The 14,043-nt window shown below is 67.6% G+C and carries 15 protein-coding genes; 9 read left to right on the forward strand and 6 right to left on the reverse strand.

The window, feature by feature from the left end; all coding sequences use genetic code 11:
• Positions 1–30 precede the first annotated feature (30 nt).
• Positions 31–606 (forward strand): pyridoxamine 5'-phosphate oxidase, encoded by a 576-nt coding sequence (gene pdxH, locus SCLO_RS16895; RefSeq protein ID WP_066518179.1) that lies wholly within the window; start codon positions 31–33, stop codon positions 604–606.
• A 10-nt stretch (positions 607–616) separates the two neighbouring features.
• On the opposite strand, the gene queF is transcribed toward pdxH, so the two are convergent.
• A complete protein-coding gene (gene queF / locus SCLO_RS16900; RefSeq protein WP_066518182.1) occupies positions 617–1,075 on the reverse strand; it encodes a preQ(1) synthase in 459 nt (152 codons plus the stop codon).
• Between the two features lie 104 nt (positions 1,076–1,179).
• Here queF and SCLO_RS23465 point away from each other — a divergent pair, with 104 nt between their 5' ends.
• The 7 genes from SCLO_RS23465 (at position 1,180) to SCLO_RS16935 (ending at position 9,059) form a co-directional block, all read left to right on the forward strand.
• Positions 1,180–2,484, forward strand: coding sequence for a hypothetical protein (locus SCLO_RS23465; RefSeq protein WP_157080315.1), 1,305 nt, complete (start codon positions 1,180–1,182; stop codon positions 2,482–2,484).
• 65 nt (positions 2,485–2,549) lie between these two features.
• The gene (gene sseA, locus SCLO_RS16910; protein ID WP_066518188.1) at positions 2,550–3,395 is read left to right on the forward strand and encodes a 3-mercaptopyruvate sulfurtransferase; all 846 of its coding nucleotides are present in this window, start codon (positions 2,550–2,552) and stop codon (positions 3,393–3,395) included.
• Complete coding sequence (gene metC, locus SCLO_RS16915) at positions 3,350–4,606, forward strand: cystathionine beta-lyase (RefSeq protein ID WP_066518193.1); 1,257 nt, start codon at positions 3,350–3,352, stop codon at positions 4,604–4,606. The genes sseA and metC overlap by 46 nt, the downstream gene beginning before the upstream one ends.
• A complete protein-coding gene (locus SCLO_RS16920) occupies positions 4,603–5,865 on the forward strand; it encodes a mechanosensitive ion channel family protein (protein ID WP_066518195.1) in 1,263 nt (420 codons plus the stop codon). Before metC ends, SCLO_RS16920 begins: the two co-directional genes overlap by 4 nt.
• A gap of 190 nt (positions 5,866–6,055) precedes the next feature.
• Positions 6,056–6,805, forward strand: a complete 750-nt coding sequence (locus SCLO_RS16925) for a TorF family putative porin (protein WP_066518197.1) — start codon at positions 6,056–6,058, stop codon at positions 6,803–6,805.
• Between the two features lie 327 nt (positions 6,806–7,132).
• Positions 7,133–7,999, forward strand: a complete 867-nt coding sequence (lgt, locus tag SCLO_RS16930) for a prolipoprotein diacylglyceryl transferase (RefSeq protein WP_066518246.1) — start codon at positions 7,133–7,135, stop codon at positions 7,997–7,999.
• Positions 7,989–9,059, forward strand: coding sequence for a class I SAM-dependent methyltransferase (locus SCLO_RS16935; protein WP_066518199.1), 1,071 nt, complete (start codon positions 7,989–7,991; stop codon positions 9,057–9,059). Before lgt ends, SCLO_RS16935 begins: the two co-directional genes overlap by 11 nt.
• 6 nt (positions 9,060–9,065) lie before the next feature.
• Here SCLO_RS16935 and gmk read toward each other — a convergent pair whose 3' ends face one another.
• Positions 9,066–9,731 carry a guanylate kinase gene (gmk, locus tag SCLO_RS16940; RefSeq protein WP_066518205.1) on the reverse strand — a complete coding sequence of 222 codons (666 nt, stop codon included), beginning with the start codon at positions 9,729–9,731 and terminating at the stop codon, positions 9,066–9,068.
• A 97-nt stretch (positions 9,732–9,828) separates the two neighbouring features.
• Between gmk and SCLO_RS16945 the strand changes: the two genes are divergently transcribed.
• A complete protein-coding gene (locus SCLO_RS16945; protein ID WP_231923423.1) occupies positions 9,829–10,362 on the forward strand; it encodes a DUF2585 domain-containing protein in 534 nt (177 codons plus the stop codon).
• Here the strand turns inward: SCLO_RS16945 and SCLO_RS16950 are convergent.
• From SCLO_RS16950 to SCLO_RS16965, 4 genes are all read right to left on the reverse strand, one after another.
• A complete protein-coding gene (locus tag SCLO_RS16950) occupies positions 10,359–11,411 on the reverse strand; it encodes an acyltransferase family protein (protein WP_066518210.1) in 1,053 nt (350 codons plus the stop codon). The genes SCLO_RS16945 and SCLO_RS16950 overlap by 4 nt on opposite strands.
• 124 nt (positions 11,412–11,535) lie before the next feature.
• Complete coding sequence (locus tag SCLO_RS16955) at positions 11,536–11,892, reverse strand: hypothetical protein (protein ID WP_066518212.1); 357 nt, start codon at positions 11,890–11,892, stop codon at positions 11,536–11,538.
• Positions 11,893–11,941: 49 nt separating this feature from the next.
• Complete coding sequence (gene fumC / locus SCLO_RS16960; protein ID WP_066518214.1) at positions 11,942–13,327, reverse strand: class II fumarate hydratase; 1,386 nt, start codon at positions 13,325–13,327, stop codon at positions 11,942–11,944.
• A 212-nt stretch (positions 13,328–13,539) separates the two neighbouring features.
• Positions 13,540–13,983 (reverse strand): Rrf2 family transcriptional regulator, encoded by a 444-nt coding sequence (locus SCLO_RS16965; RefSeq protein ID WP_066518251.1) that lies wholly within the window; start codon positions 13,981–13,983, stop codon positions 13,540–13,542.
• Positions 13,984–14,043 lie beyond the last annotated feature (60 nt).

Here is a 14,043-nt window from a genome sequence, read left to right on the forward strand (position 1 = left end):
GCGGACGCGCTTCTTCATAAGGTCGGCGGCATGACAGACCCCTTTGCCCTGTTCGACGACTGGTATGGCGAGGCCCGCCAGAGCGAGATCAATGACAGCAACGCCATGGCGCTGGCCACCGCCGACGAACGCGGGCGGCCTTCGGTGCGGATGGTGCTGCTGAAAGGCCATGGGCCGGACGGCTTCATCTTCTACACCAATTTCGAAGGGCGCAAGGCGGGGGAGCTGCTGGACAATCCCCATGCGGCGCTGCTGTTCCACTGGAAGTCGCTGCGGCGGCAGATCCGGATCGAAGGGCCGGTGGGGCGCGTCGACGACGCCACCGCCGACGCCTATTTCGCGACGCGCAGCCGGGACAGCCAGTTGGGGGCCTGGGCTTCGGATCAGTCGCAGCCGCTGGAATCGCGGGAAACGTTCATGGCCCGCTATGAGGAGGCGCGGCTGCGGTTCGAGGGCGGGCCGGTGCCGCGTCCGCCGCACTGGTCGGGCTTTCGCGTGAAGCCGCAGCGGATCGAGTTCTGGCAGGACCGGGAGCATCGGCTGCATGAGCGCCGCCTGTTCACGCGGCATGGGGATCATTGGCATGAAGGGATGCTTTACCCCTGAGGGCACAGGTTCAGCCCCGGCCGCGATAGCCCGGCACGTCCTGCGGGGGGAGCCATAGCCCGGCGGGCGGATCACCCGACTGCCAGAACACGTCGATGGGGATGCCGCCGCGCGGATACCAGTAGCCGCCGATGCGGAGCCAGAGCGGCTCCATCTCGGTGAAGAGCCGCTCGCCGATGCCGACGGTGCAATCCTCATGGAAGGCGGCATGGTTGCGGAAGGCGCCGAGGAAGAGCTTCAGCGACTTCGATTCGACGATGGTCGCGGCGGGCGCATAGTCGATCACCAGATGGGCGAAGTCGGGCTGGCCCGTCACCGGGCAGAGCGAGGTGAATTCCGGCGCGGTGAAGCGCACCAGATAGGGCTTTCCCGGACGGGGATTGGGAACATAGTCGAGGACGGCCTCTTCCGGGCGCTGCGGCAGCGCGCTGGTCTGGCCGAGGTGGATCGGGGGGGGCATGTCGGTCATGGCGGCCCATCTACGCGATCGCACGCATAAAGTCATGGGGTCGATCCGTTCATCTGCCGTTCAGGTGCGGCGTTGCCTTGGCTGCCCCCATGGGGCCTTATCGCTTGATCCTTTCCATGCTGCCGCTGCTGCTGCTGGCGTCGCCTGCCTTCGCCCAGCAGCAGGATAATGGCGGCCCGGTCATCAACCTGCCGCGCGGCAACAGCCAGCGCGCGCCCGACAACCGGCAGGGGCCGGAGCTGGACGTTTTCCGCGATCCGGTGACGCCCACGATCACGCCGCCGCCTCCCGTGGCGCTGCCGCCGGTGGTGACGCCCACCGCTCCGCCGACCGCCACGCCGACGCCCGCGACCCGGACCCCCGCGCCGCGCCGGGAAACGCCGCCGGCCGAGACGCGGACCGAACAGACGGCCCCGGCCACCGAGCGGAGCGAGCGGCGGCAGGCGGAAACGGCTGCGCCTGAACAAGGCGAGCCGGAGGCGCGCGGGAACGGGGCGGAGGAGACTCATCCTCCGGCCGCGACGCCCGCGCCCGCGCCGCGGAATGAGGCCGTTCCGCGGAACGAGGCCGACAACGCCGCGAGCGCGCCCGCCGAACCGGCCCCGGTGGCGGAGGCTTCGGCCGGACGCCCGCCATGGCCGTGGATCGCCGGGGGTTTTGCGCTGCTGGCGGGGATCGCTTTCTTCTTCCTGCGGCGCAGGCGGGATGCGGACGAGGCGGAGGACGATTTTGCCCCCGCCCCGGTCGAGCCGGTCGCGGATGCATTTCCGGTCGCGGAGACGCCGCCGCCGCCCGCGCCCCGGCCGGTCGCCGCTCCGCCGCTGCCTGTTCCACCGCCCGCTCCCGCGCCCGCTCCGGCGCCCGCTCCGGCGCCCGATGCCGTGGCGGCGCGCGCGCGGATCGACCTGTCGCTGGAAATCACCGGCGCGCGCAATTCGCTGATGGGACTGACGGTCGGTTATGCGCTGACGCTCACCAACCGGGGCGAGCGGGCGGCGCAGGACGTGCTGGTGCGCGGGCTGCTCGGCAATGCGGGCGGGGATCAGCATGCGCTGCTCCAGCAGTTCGTGGGCGGGCAGACCGGTTTGCCGCTCCATTCGACGGTTGCGATCGCGCCGGGGGAAAGCCAGCATCTGACCGGCGAATTGCGGATGACGGCGGACCAGTTCGCGCCGGTGCCGATGGGCGAGCTGCTGCTGCTGATCCCGCTCGCGGCGTTCGATGCGCAGTATCGCTGGGGCGAGGACAGCGCCGATCCGGCGGGCACGGGGCGCACCGGCGGGGCGTTCATCATCGGACAGGAACAGGACCCGCCCGCCGAGCGGCTCGCGCCCTTCCGCCTCGACCTGGGGCCGCGCCAGTATAAACGGCCCGGCGCGCGGGTGGCGGGACAGTTCGGGCGAAACTGACAGCCCCCTTTGCAGCGCCGCCCGCCCCGCTTAAGGTCGGACGCGGCAGATGGATGGGGTGACGCATGGACATATTGGTTTCGACCGACTGGCTGGCCGGGGAACTGGGCAAGGACGACCTTCGGATCGTCGACGCCAGCCTGTTCCTGCCCGGCGCGCCCCGCGATCCCCGCGCGGAGTTCGAGCAGGCGCATATTCCGGGCGCGGCCTTCCTCGACCTGCCGACGCTGGCCGATCCCGACGATCCCCGGCCCGGCATGTTGCCGACCGACGCCTTCATGGAGGAAAGATGCCGGGCGCTGGGCATCGACGCGGACAGCCGCATCATCGTCTATGACAACAGCCCGACGCACAGCGCGGCGCGGGGGTGGTGGATGATGCGGCTCTATGGCGTGGGCCGGGGCGCGGCGATCCTGGACGGGGGCCTGCCCAAATGGGTGGCGGAGGGCCGTCCGGTCGAAAGCGGCGCGGTGACGCCTGCGCCGGGCAACGCCGTGGCGCGGCGCGCGGCGGGGCAGGTGCGGACGATGGACGAACTGATCGCCAATGTGCAGAGCCGCGCCGAGCAAGTGATCGACGCGCGCGGGGCGGCGCGCTTCACCGGCGAGGAGAAGGAGCCGCGCCCCGGCATGGCTTCGGGCCATATTCCGGGGTCGCGCAACCTGCCCTCCTCCGCCCTGTTCAACGCCGACAACAGCATGAAGACGGGGGATGAGTTGCGCCGGCTGTTCGATCGGGCGGGGCTGGACATGAGCCGCCCGGCCGTCACAACCTGCGGCAGCGGGGTGACGGCGGCGATCCTGCTGGCGGGGCTGGAACTGCTGGGGAAGAGGGACGTGACGCTCTATGACGGAAGCTGGTCCGAATGGGGGCTCGATCCCGCCACGCCCAAGGCGACGGGCGTGGCATGAGCGGGACGGAGGACGACCGCAAGCCGCTGACCAGGCTGGCGCAGGCGGGGCGCAAGGCGGAATGGACCGGGATGCCGGGGCAGCCGGGCGGCATCGTCAGCCCGCCGGTGTGGCGCGCCTCCACTATCCTGTATGACGATGTGGCGCATCTGCGCCGCGCCGCCGGGTCGAGCACGCATGAGCGGTTGTTCTACGGGCGCAAGGGGACGCCGACCGCCTGGTCCCTCGCCGACGCGCTGACGGAGATGGAGCCGGGCGCGGAAGGGACGATGCTCTTTCCGTCGGGCGTGGCGGCGCTTTCCTGCGCGTTGATGGCGGTGCTGCGGCCCGGTGACCGGCTGCTGATGGTGGACAGCGCCTATGATCCGACGCGCGCCTTTTGCGAGCAGGTGCTGAAGCCCTTCGGGGTGGAGACGGTCTATTATGATCCGCTGATCGGCGCGGGCATCGCGGACCTGCTGACGGAACGGACCCGCGCCATCTTCCTGGAAAGCCCCGGCAGTTTGACCTTCGAGGTGCAGGACGTGCCCGCCATCGTCGCGGCGGCGAAGGAGAGGGGCGTCGTCACGCTGATCGACAACACATGGGCGACGCCGCTTTTCTTCCCGGCGCTGGGACATGGGGTCGATATATCGATCCTGGCCTGCACCAAATATATCGTCGGGCATAGCGACGTGATGATCGGGTCCGTCACGGCCAATGATGCGTGGTTTCCGAAGGTGCGGCAGATGGCCTATCTGTTCGGGCAGATGACCAGTCCGGATGACGCATGGCTGGCTTCGCGGGGGCTGCGGACGCTGGGGGTGCGGTTGCGGCAGCATCAGGAAGGGGCGCTGGCGGTGGCCCGCTGGCTGAAGGAGCAGCCTGATGTGGCGCGGGTGCTGCATCCGGCCCTGCCCGATTGTCCGGGGCATGCATTATGGGCGCGGGATTTCGCCGGTTCTTCCGGGCTGTTCGGTTTCGTGCTGAAAGGCGGGGACGAGGCGGCGCGGGCGGCGCTGATCGACGGCCTTAGGCATTTCGGCATCGGCTATAGCTGGGGCGGGTTCGAGAGCCTGGCCCTGCCGGTCGATCCGGCGCGCTATCGCAGCGCGACGAGGTGGGAGGCGGAGGGGCCGCTGGTGCGCCTGCATATCGGGCTGGAGGACCCGGCCGACCTGATCGCCGACCTCGACGCGGGCCTCGCCCGGTTCCGGGCGGCGCGGGGGTGATCCCGGATTTCTCCTCCCTGCTGGCGTTGGTGCCGGGCAATGCGGAAATCGTCCAGCCGCTGATCGCGCTGGGCATCGCGCTGCTGCTGCATCTGGCGGCGACGGCGGCGGCGCGCGTCATCGCGCCGCGATTGCGGGAGAAGGCGGCGATATTGAGCGAGGCGCTGGCGGGGCGGCTGCGCGCCATGCTGCGCTATGCGCTGTCGGCGCTGTTCATCGGCTTCACGACGGCGCTCTGGCCGGTCGATACGACGCCGCATCTGGTGCTGGGGATCGCGCTGGGCCTGTCGGTCGCGCTGCTGGCGGCGCATTGCCTGCGGGCGCTGGCGATCCCGGTGTGGGCGGTCGCGCCGCTGGCGCTGCTGCTGTTCCTCACCACCGTGTCGGGCACCAATGGCGGGCTGACGCCGGTGGGGACGATGCTGGACGCGATCGGCATCGACCTGGGCAAGCGGCGGGTGACGCTGCTGGGCCTCATCACCATGGCGGCGATCTGCGTGGCGCTGTTCGCCATGGTGCGGCTGGCCAACCGGCTGATCGGGGGCAGCATTTCGCGCGCGGACGGCTTCGACGCGACGCAGAAGCTGCTGGCGCAGAAGCTGGCCGCCATCGCGGTGGTGGTCGCCGCCTTCTTCATCGGCGTCGACCTGCTGGGGATCGACCTTACCGCCTTTGCCGTCTTTTCCGGCGCGCTGGGGCTGGCGGTCGGTTTCGGCCTGCAAAAGACCTTCGGCAATCTGATCGCCGGGATCATCCTGCTGATGGACCGCTCCATCAAGCCGGGCGACGTGATCGTGGTGGGCGACAGTTTCGGATGGGTGAACAAGATCGGCGTGCGCGCCGTCAGCGTCATCACCCGCGACGGCAAGGAACATCTGATCCCGAACGAGAACCTCATGACGCAGGAGGTGGAGAACTGGTCCTATTCCGACCGCAATGTCCGCGTCCGCATCGCCGTGGGCGTAGGTTTCGACAGCGACCTGCCGCTGGCGCAGAAGCTGATGTTGCAGGCCGCGCAGGAAAGCGACCGCGTGCTCGACATGCCCAGCCCCACCGTGCGCCTCACCGCCTTCGGCGAGAACCGCGTCGAGCATGAGATATTGGTGTGGATCAGCGACCCGGAAGAGGGTGTCGGCAATGTGCGGTCGGACGTTCTCAACCGGCTGTGGCGGCTGTTCCGCGACCATGGCGTCACCATCCCCTATCCGCAGCGCGTCATCCATGCGGTGCGCGAGGATGCGCTCCCGCCCGCGCCCTGATCCCGTCATTGTTGCAGGGCAGCAACATTTCGTCCGCAAATGACATGATGCAGCAATAAATCCTTGTGCGGCGCAACAGGGAAGCGCATTCCTTCGGGGTCGAGGCACCCGGCCCATCCCCTTGGCGGGACAAAGAGGCAGGGGTCTCCACGCAGGTGGGACGATCGCATAACCATCAAGGGGTTTTATCATGCGTCAGTCCATTCCCGGCCTTCTGGCCGTTGCTCTTGCCGCGCTTTCCGCTCCCGCTTTCGCCCAGGACGAACCCACGCCGGAACTGACCGTTTCCGGCACAGCCGCCGTCGTCACCGACTATCGTTTCCGCGGCGTGTCCCAGACCGACAAGCGGTTCGCCGTTCAGGGCGGCATCACGCTCACCCACTCTTCGGGCTTCTATGTGTCGACCTGGGGTTCCTCCATCGACGATTATGTCGCCAATGGCAGCGACCAGGAAATCGACCTGATCGCGGGCTTCTCCAAGACGGTGGGCGCGGCGACCTTCGACCTGGGCGTGCTCTATTATTATTATCCCGGCTCGCATGGCGCGAACACGGATTTCGTCGAGCCTTATGCGTCGGTGAAGGGCACTTTCGGTCCCGCCACCGCGAAGCTGACCGTCAACTATGCGCCCAAGACCAAGGCGCTGACGCTGGACGGCATCCACAAGGAGGATAATCTCTACGTCGCGGGCGACCTGTCGGCCAGCATCCCCAACACGCCGCTGGGCGTGTCGGCGCATCTGGGCCATAGCTGGGGTCCGAGCTACCTCATCATCGGCAGCGGCAAGGAATATACCGACTGGAGCGTCGGCGCGACCTATACATGGGATCACCTGACCTTCGGCGTCAGCTATGTCGACACGAACAAGGACGCCTATTCGCCGGGCGGGCGGAATATCAGCAAGGCCGGGGTCGTGGGGTCGGTCACCGCGTCGTTCTGAGGCTTTGGGGGAGGCCGCTGGTTGTGGACGAGCGGCTTCCCCATGAGGCGGAGTTGGGTGGTTAGCGGACGGTTTGCTTTCCTAACTCCGTTCGCCCTGAGCGAAGTCGAAGGGCACGGCCGACCGTAGGGAGGCCACTTCGCTCCGTTCAGTGGAGGGCCCTTCGGCAAGCTCAGCCCGAACGGGGTGAAGGAACGGCAACAACTGCCCGAAAGCCGTCACCGCCGCCTCTTCACGCATCATCGTGGAACCAACCGTCCCTACCCCCTTGGCCCTGGGCGGCGCTTGCTCTATGGCAGCGGCATATTTCCCAAGGGGAACCGCATCTTGATCCTCGACCTTGCCGCTGCCGCCGCCCATGCCCTCCGTTTCGACGATCTGGGGCTCAGCCCCGTGGCGCTCGACCTGGGTTTCTTCACGCTGAAATGGTATAGCCTCGCCTATCTGGCGGGCATCCTGATCGGCTACTGGTATCTGCTCAAGCTGGTGGCGCAGCCGGGGTCGCCGATGGCGCGGCGCCATGCGGACGACATGATCTTCTATGCGACGCTGGGCATCATCATCGGCGGGCGGCTGGCCTATGTGGTCTTCTACCAGCCGGAAATCCTGCGCCATCCGCTCGACATATTGAAGCTGTGGAACGGCGGCATGTCCTTCCATGGCGGGGTGGTCGGCGTGTCGCTCGGCATCCTCTATCTGGCGCGCAAGGAGGGGCTGAGCTGGCTGCGGGTGCACGATTACGTCGCCTGCTGCGTCCCCTTCGGCCTGTTCTTCGGGCGGCTCGCCAATTTCGTGAACGGGGAGTTGTGGGGCAAGGAAACCGACGTGCCCTGGGCGATGATCTTCCCGACCGGCGGCCCCTTCCCCCGCCATCCGAGCCAGCTTTACGAGGCGCTGCTGGAAGGCGTGGTGCTGTTCGCCATCCTCGCCTTCGCCTTCTGGAAGACGAAAGCGCGCTACAAGCCGGGGATGCTGGTGGGGCTGTTCCTCTTCTTCTACGGCCTGTTCCGGTTCAGCGTGGAATTCTTTCGCGAGGCGGACGCGCAGCTCATGGAATTCGCGGCGCGCACGGGCCTCCATATGGGCCAGTGGCTGTGCGTCCCGATGATCCTGGGCGGCCTCTACCTGATCGTCACCGCCAAGGGCCGCCGCGTGCGCGTGGAGCCCATAGCGGGCAGCGCGAGTGTCAGTTGACGACCTGCCCCTGAGCGAAAGGCTCGCCCGGCAGATCGAGGCGGGCGGGCCGATCTCCGTCGCGCATTTCATGGGCGAGGCGAACCAGCATTATTACGCCACCCGCGACCCGCTGGGGATGGAGGGCGACTTCACCACCGCGCCGGAAATCAGTCAGATGTTCGGGGAACTGATCGGGCTGTGCCTCGCGGATGTGTGGATGCGGTCGGGCAGGCGGCCGGAAGCTTTCTATGCGGAATTGGGGCCGGGGCGCGGGACGCTGGCCGCCGACGCCCTACGCGCGATGGAGCGGGCCGCTTTCGCGCCGCGCCTGCATTTCGTGGAGACGAGCCCGGTGCTGCGCGAACGGCAGAGGGCGCTGCTGCCCCATGTCGTCCATCATGACCGGATCGAGGCTTTGCCGGAAGCCGGGCCGCTGCTGGTGGTCGCCAACGAGTTTTTCGACGCCCTGCCGGTGCGCCAATGCATTCGCGTCAACGGCGAATGGCGCGAGCGGGTGGTGCTGGCAAGCCGGGGGGAGGACGGCATCCGCTTCGTTCCGGCCGTGGGGTATCGGCGCATCGAGTCGGGCCTGCCCGCCATTGCCGCGAGCGCGGATGACGGGCATATCGTCGAAACGCCGCTGGCCGGGGCGGAGGCCGCCTATGCGCTTGCCCACCGCATCGCGAAGCAGGGGGGCGCGGCGATCATTGTCGACTATGGCTATGAGGGGCCGGCCATCGGCGACACCTTGCAGGCGGTGCGCGATCATCGGTTTGCCGATCCCTTCGCCGATCCGGGCGAGGTGGACCTTACCACCCATGTCGATTTCACCATGATAGGAAATATGGCGCGGCAGGCGGGCCTGCGGGTGCTGGGGCCGGTGGGGCAGGGCGTGTTCCTGGGAGAACTGGGCATCGACGCCCGCGCCGCGCAACTGGCGCAGACCAGCCCGGAGCGCGCCGATGAGGTGGAAGCAGCCCGCTTGCGGCTGACCTCGCCCGACGCCATGGGGACGTTGTTCAAGGCGATGGCATGGGTGCATCCCGACTGGGCCGACCCGGCGGGATTTGGGGTTTAGCCCCGCTCAATCTTCCTGATGATAGCGGCTCAGGCGGCGGATGAAGCCGATGAGGCCGGTCTGGCGGCTGCGCTTCATGCGTTCGGCGTGGAGGATGGTCTGCACCCGCGCGAAACATTCCTCCGCATCGACATTGCAGAGCACATAATCATAGCCGTCCCAGTGGGCGATCTCTCCCGCCGCGCGCGCCATGCGGCCCGCGATCACTTCCTCGCTGTCGGTGGCGCGGCCGCGCAGGCGGCGCTCCAGCTCCGCCATGGAGGGGGGCAGGATGAAGACGCGCACCACGTCGCCGCCCGCGATCTGGTGCAATTGCTGCGCGCCCTGCCAGTCGATGTCGAACAATACGTCGCGCCCACTCTTGAGCATCGCTTCGACAGGCGCGCGGGGCGTGCCGTAGCGCTGGCCGAAGACATGCGCCCATTCGAGGAATTCCTGATCCGCCGTCATCCGGCGAAATTCCTCCAGGTCGACGAAATGATAATCCTTGCCATCCACTTCGCCGGGCCGCATCGGGCGGGTGGTGGCGGACACCGACATCGCAAGGTCGGGCTCGGCCGCCAGCAATTTGCGCGCGATGGTGGACTTGCCCGCGCCCGAAGGCGATGAGAGGACGAAAAGAACGCCACGGCGCTTGAAATCGGGCGTTTCGGTCGGAATGTCGTCGGCCATGGCCGCTAGTGCCGCCGGAAGCGGCGATTTGCAAGAGGGCAAGAGGGGGAAAGACCGGGTGTCGAGACGCAGGAGGAGCCGGAATCGCCGGGGCTATATGCTGGCGGGGCTGATCGTGCTGGCGGCCGGCGCGCTGCTGTTCCTGATGGGACGGCCCCCGATCTGCGATTGCGGCACGGTGGAATTGTGGCATGGCGCGATCGACAGCGGCAACAGCCAGCATCTCTCCGACTGGTACAGCCTCAGCCACATCATCCACGGTTTCCTCTTCTATGGGGCGGCATGGGCGCTGATGCGGCGGCAGCCGGTGGGGATGCGGCTGGCGGCGGCGGTGGCGGTCGAATCGCTGTGGGAGATATTGGAGAACTCGCCGATCATCATCGACCGGTATCGCACCGCGACCATCGCGCTGGGCTATTCGGGCGACAGCATCCTCAATTCGATGAGCGATGTCGGCATGATGGCGCTGGGCTTCGCCTTCGCGGCGCGGGCGCCGGTGTGGGTGACGATAGCGGTCGGGATCGGGTTCGAGCTGCTGGCGCTGTGGGTGATCCGGGACAATCTGACGCTCAACGTGCTGATGCTGGCATGGCCGGTCGAGGCGGTGAAAGCGTGGCAGTCGGCCCTTTAGACGAAGGCCAGCCGCTTCTCGACCGCCTGCAACGCGCCCACCACGCGCTGCGGCGGGGCGGGGGCGACGAAGAGCAGGTCCACGATCCGGCTCGCCCGCGCGGCGAGGGCCAGCAGCAGCCCGGCCAGCAGGGCCAGCGGAAAGGCGATGAGGGTCGCCGCCTCCGCCGCCTCCACGCCCAGGGCGCGGCACAGGCCCATGACGAGGTAGATGGCCGGGAAATGGGAGACGTAGAAGATCAGCGAATTCTGGCCCATGAAGATCAACGGCGCGCAGCCGCGCGCGCTTTCGATACGGCAGGCGGTGGCGCTGACCGCGACGATGAAGCAGAGCGCGGGCACGGCATAGAGCGGGCCGTAGCGCAACTGCCACAGGACCGCCGCCGCCGAAGACAAGGCGATGACGATCCACCCCAGCAGCGCCGCTCGGGACCGCACGATGCGCATCCACAGCGCCCAATGGCCGCCCGCCCATGATCCCAGGAAGAAGAAGGCCATGAGGTAGAAGAGCCGCTCGCCATTCTTGCTGCCGTCCGGGGCGAGGATCGCGATGCCGAAGGCGGCGGCGGCGACCAGCAGGGGCGGAAGGCGGCGGAGCGGGATGGCGGCGAGATAGTAGAAGAGGATGAAGGTCAGGAACCAGAGATAGGACTGGCCGGACAGATATTTGAGCAATTGGGCCGGGCCGTCCACCGGCGGCCCGACGATCGCCGAATAGATGAGCGACCAGAGGAGCAGCGGCCAGAAGATCCGCCGCCCCTTCCCCAGGAGGTAGAGCACGATCCCCTTGCCGAACGATCCCGACAGCAGCAGGCCGGACAGGAACACCAGCGTCGGCATCCGGTAGAGCACGAACAACTGGTTGAAGTCGCGCATCCATGGCGGGACCGCATAGCTGTGCCGCTCCAGGATAGTCACCGAATGGAAGGCGATGACGAGCAGGATCGCCAGACCGCGCAGCAGGTCCATCCATAGCTGCCTTTCCCGCTTCGGCCGGGCGGCATCGGCGGGCAGGGGCAGGCTTTGCGCCGGGGCGTGAGGATCGGTCACTGAAGGGGCTCTCCGCGGGAAGGCGCATCATGCTGCGCTGCGGAACCCTATGGCCTGCGGATGAAGGAAAAAAGTCCGTCCCGGTCGCGCCGCGCCGAAACCGGCACGGGTCGCCGCAAGCGGTTCAGCCCTTGACGCGGCGGGACCGGGCCTCGTCGATCAGGATCGGTTCGCCGCGCTGGTCCGGCAGCGCCTTGATGGCGCGCTTGCGGTCCATCTCGCGCTTGGCTTCATAGAGGCGGCCCGCCAGATAGGCGCCGGTCACGACCATCGCGCCCACGGGGTAGCGCATGATGAGGCGCCTGGCGCCCATGCCCGCGATCAGGCCGACCACGCCCTTCTTGCCGGTTTCGGCGGCGACGCGGGTTCCCACCAGGACAGCGCCGGCGCGCGCCGCCTTCCGCAGCAGGCCGGGCTTGCGGGGAGAGGAGGCCGGGGCTTTCTGAGCGGCCGGTTTGGCGGGGGCGGCTTTCTTCTTCATATCGCATCAATGTATCGGAACGCCGTCCGTTCCGCCATGTCGATCTGAATCAGACCATATTTTCAGGACGGACGAGCCGATCGAAGGTCGCTTCGTCGACGAGGCCGAGGGCAAGGCCGGCTTCCCTGAGCGTAAGCCCTTCGGCATGGGCATGTTTCGCGATCTTCGCCGCATTGTCATAGCCGATCTCCGGCGCGAGGGCCGTCACCAGCATCAGCGAGCGGTCGACCAGTTCGGCGATGCGCTTCTCATTGGCCTCCAGCCCCTCGACGCAGCGCTGCGCGAAACTCTCCATGCCGACGGCGAGCAGGTGGATGGAGCGCAGCACCGCCGCGCCGATCAGCGGCTTGAACACGTTGAGTTCCAGATGGCCTTGCAGGCCGCCGACCGTCACCGCCTGATGATTGCCGATCACCTGCGCGGCGACCATGGTCAGCATCTCGCACTGGGTCGGGTTGACCTTGCCCGGCATGATGGAGCTGCCCGGCTCATTGGCGGGGAGGTCGATTTCGCCCAGCCCTGAGCGCGGCCCGCTGCCCAGCAGGCGGATGTCGTTCGCGATCTTCGTCACCGCGACGGCGATGCTGTTGAGGCGGCCGGAGAAATCGACCAGCGTGTCATGGCTCGCCAGCGCCTCGAACTTGTTGGGCGCGGTTTCGAAGGGCAGGCCGGTGAGGGACGCGATCTGCGCCGCCACATCCTCCGCGAAGCCGGGGGGCGTGTTGAGGCCGGTGCCGACCGCCGTGCCGCCCTGCGCCAGCTTGGTGAGGCCATGCTCGACCAGCGGCATGGTGCGGGTGCGGGCCAGGCGGAGCTGGGCGACATAGCCGGAAAATTCCTGCCCCAGCGTCAGCGGCGTCGCGTCCTGCAAATGGGTGCGGCCGATCTTGACGATGCCGTCCCACGCCTTCGCCTTGTCGAGCAGCGCACCTTCCAGCCGTTCGAGCGCGGGGAGCAGATGGCGGGTCGCGGCCAGCGCGGCGGCGATGTGCATGGCGGTGGGGAAGCTGTCGTTGGACGACTGGCTCATATTGACATGATCGTTCGGGTGGACCGGGGACTTGCCGCCGCGCTGGCCGGTCAGGATTTCATTGGCGCGGCCGGCGATCACCTCGTTGACGTTCATGTTCGACTGGGTGCCGCTGCCGGTCTGCCAGATGACGAGCGGGAACTGGTCGTCATGCCGGCCTGCCGCGACTTCGGCGGCGGCGGCGTCGATGGCGTCGGCGATGGCGGCGTCGAGGCCATGCTTGCGGTTCACCCGCGCCGCCGCCTGCTTCACGATGGCGAGCGCGTGGATGAGGCCGATGGGCATGCGTTCGGTGTCGCCGAAGGGGAAATTCTCGATGCTCCGCTGGGTTTGCGCGCCCCAATAGGCGGCGGCGGGCACGTCGATCGCGCCAAGGGAATCGGTTTCGGTGCGGGTGTCGGCCATGCTCGCGGCTCCGTGATGAGAATCAATCGCAATAATAGGATGGATGTAGGGTGCGAGCGGGAAAAGCCAAGCGGGATTTTTGGGAAGCGTGTCTGTCGGCTTTGGGTGGATTGGCGACAGTCCGCTTTCCTCATTCCGTTCGCCTGAGCGAAGTCGAAGGGCTCAGCCCGAACGGAGATTGAATGTCCGCCTTTGTCCGATACCGCCGCTGCCTAGTCCAGTTCCACAGCGAGCGGGGACTGGCCGTTCGTCATGCGGCGCATCGCGGCGCGGTCGGTGAGCAGGTCGGCGATGGTATAGGCGTCGAATACCGCCAGCATGGCCCGCACTCCTTTGGAAAGCACGCCCGTCAGGCCGCAGGCGGGGGAGAGCGAGCAGCTGGGACAGTCGGCAAGCTGGAAGCCTTCCTCCGTGCGGCGGACGACTTCGCCCACGCCGATCCGGTGCGCCGGGCGGGCAAGACGCATCCCGCCGCCGCGGCCGCGCAGGGTTTCCACGAAGCCGTCATGGGCGAGTGCGTTCACCACCTTCATCAGATGATTGTGGGAAATGCCATAGGCGCGCGAAATCTCGCCGATGGAGCAGAGCCGCTCCTCGTGCAGGGCGAGGTGGATGAGCACCCGCAGGGAATAGTCGGTATAGCGCGTCAGCCGCATGGCCATGTTCTAGCGGGTTTGCGCATCGAATACATGTATAATGATGGCACCTCTTGCCTT

It is taken from the genome of Sphingobium cloacae, assembly GCF_002355855.1.
Taxonomy (GTDB): Bacteria; Pseudomonadota; Alphaproteobacteria; order Sphingomonadales; family Sphingomonadaceae; genus Sphingobium; species Sphingobium cloacae.

Excerpts from the sequence above, each read along its gene's own strand:
- SCLO_RS16955 (WP_066518212.1), bottom strand. The coding sequence starts at position 11,892 with ATGAAGAAGAAAGCCGCCCCCGCCAAACCGGCCGCTCAGAAAGCCCCG.
- pdxH (WP_066518179.1), top strand. The coding sequence starts at position 31 with ATGACAGACCCCTTTGCCCTGTTCGACGACTGGTATGGCGAGGCCCGC.
- SCLO_RS16925 (WP_066518197.1), top strand. The coding sequence starts at position 6,056 with ATGCGTCAGTCCATTCCCGGCCTTCTGGCCGTTGCTCTTGCCGCGCTT.
- queF (WP_066518182.1), bottom strand. The coding sequence starts at position 1,075 with ATGACCGACATGCCCCCCCCGATCCACCTCGGCCAGACCAGCGCGCTG.
- metC (WP_066518193.1), top strand. The coding sequence starts at position 3,350 with ATGGGGGCTCGATCCCGCCACGCCCAAGGCGACGGGCGTGGCATGAGC.
- SCLO_RS16965 (WP_066518251.1), bottom strand. The coding sequence starts at position 13,983 with ATGCGGCTGACGCGCTATACCGACTATTCCCTGCGGGTGCTCATCCAC.
- SCLO_RS16945 (WP_231923423.1), top strand. The coding sequence starts at position 9,829 with ATGCTGGCGGGGCTGATCGTGCTGGCGGCCGGCGCGCTGCTGTTCCTG.
- sseA (WP_066518188.1), top strand. The coding sequence starts at position 2,550 with ATGGACATATTGGTTTCGACCGACTGGCTGGCCGGGGAACTGGGCAAG.
- gmk (WP_066518205.1), bottom strand. The coding sequence starts at position 9,731 with ATGGCCGACGACATTCCGACCGAAACGCCCGATTTCAAGCGCCGTGGC.
- fumC (WP_066518214.1), bottom strand. The coding sequence starts at position 13,327 with ATGGCCGACACCCGCACCGAAACCGATTCCCTTGGCGCGATCGACGTG.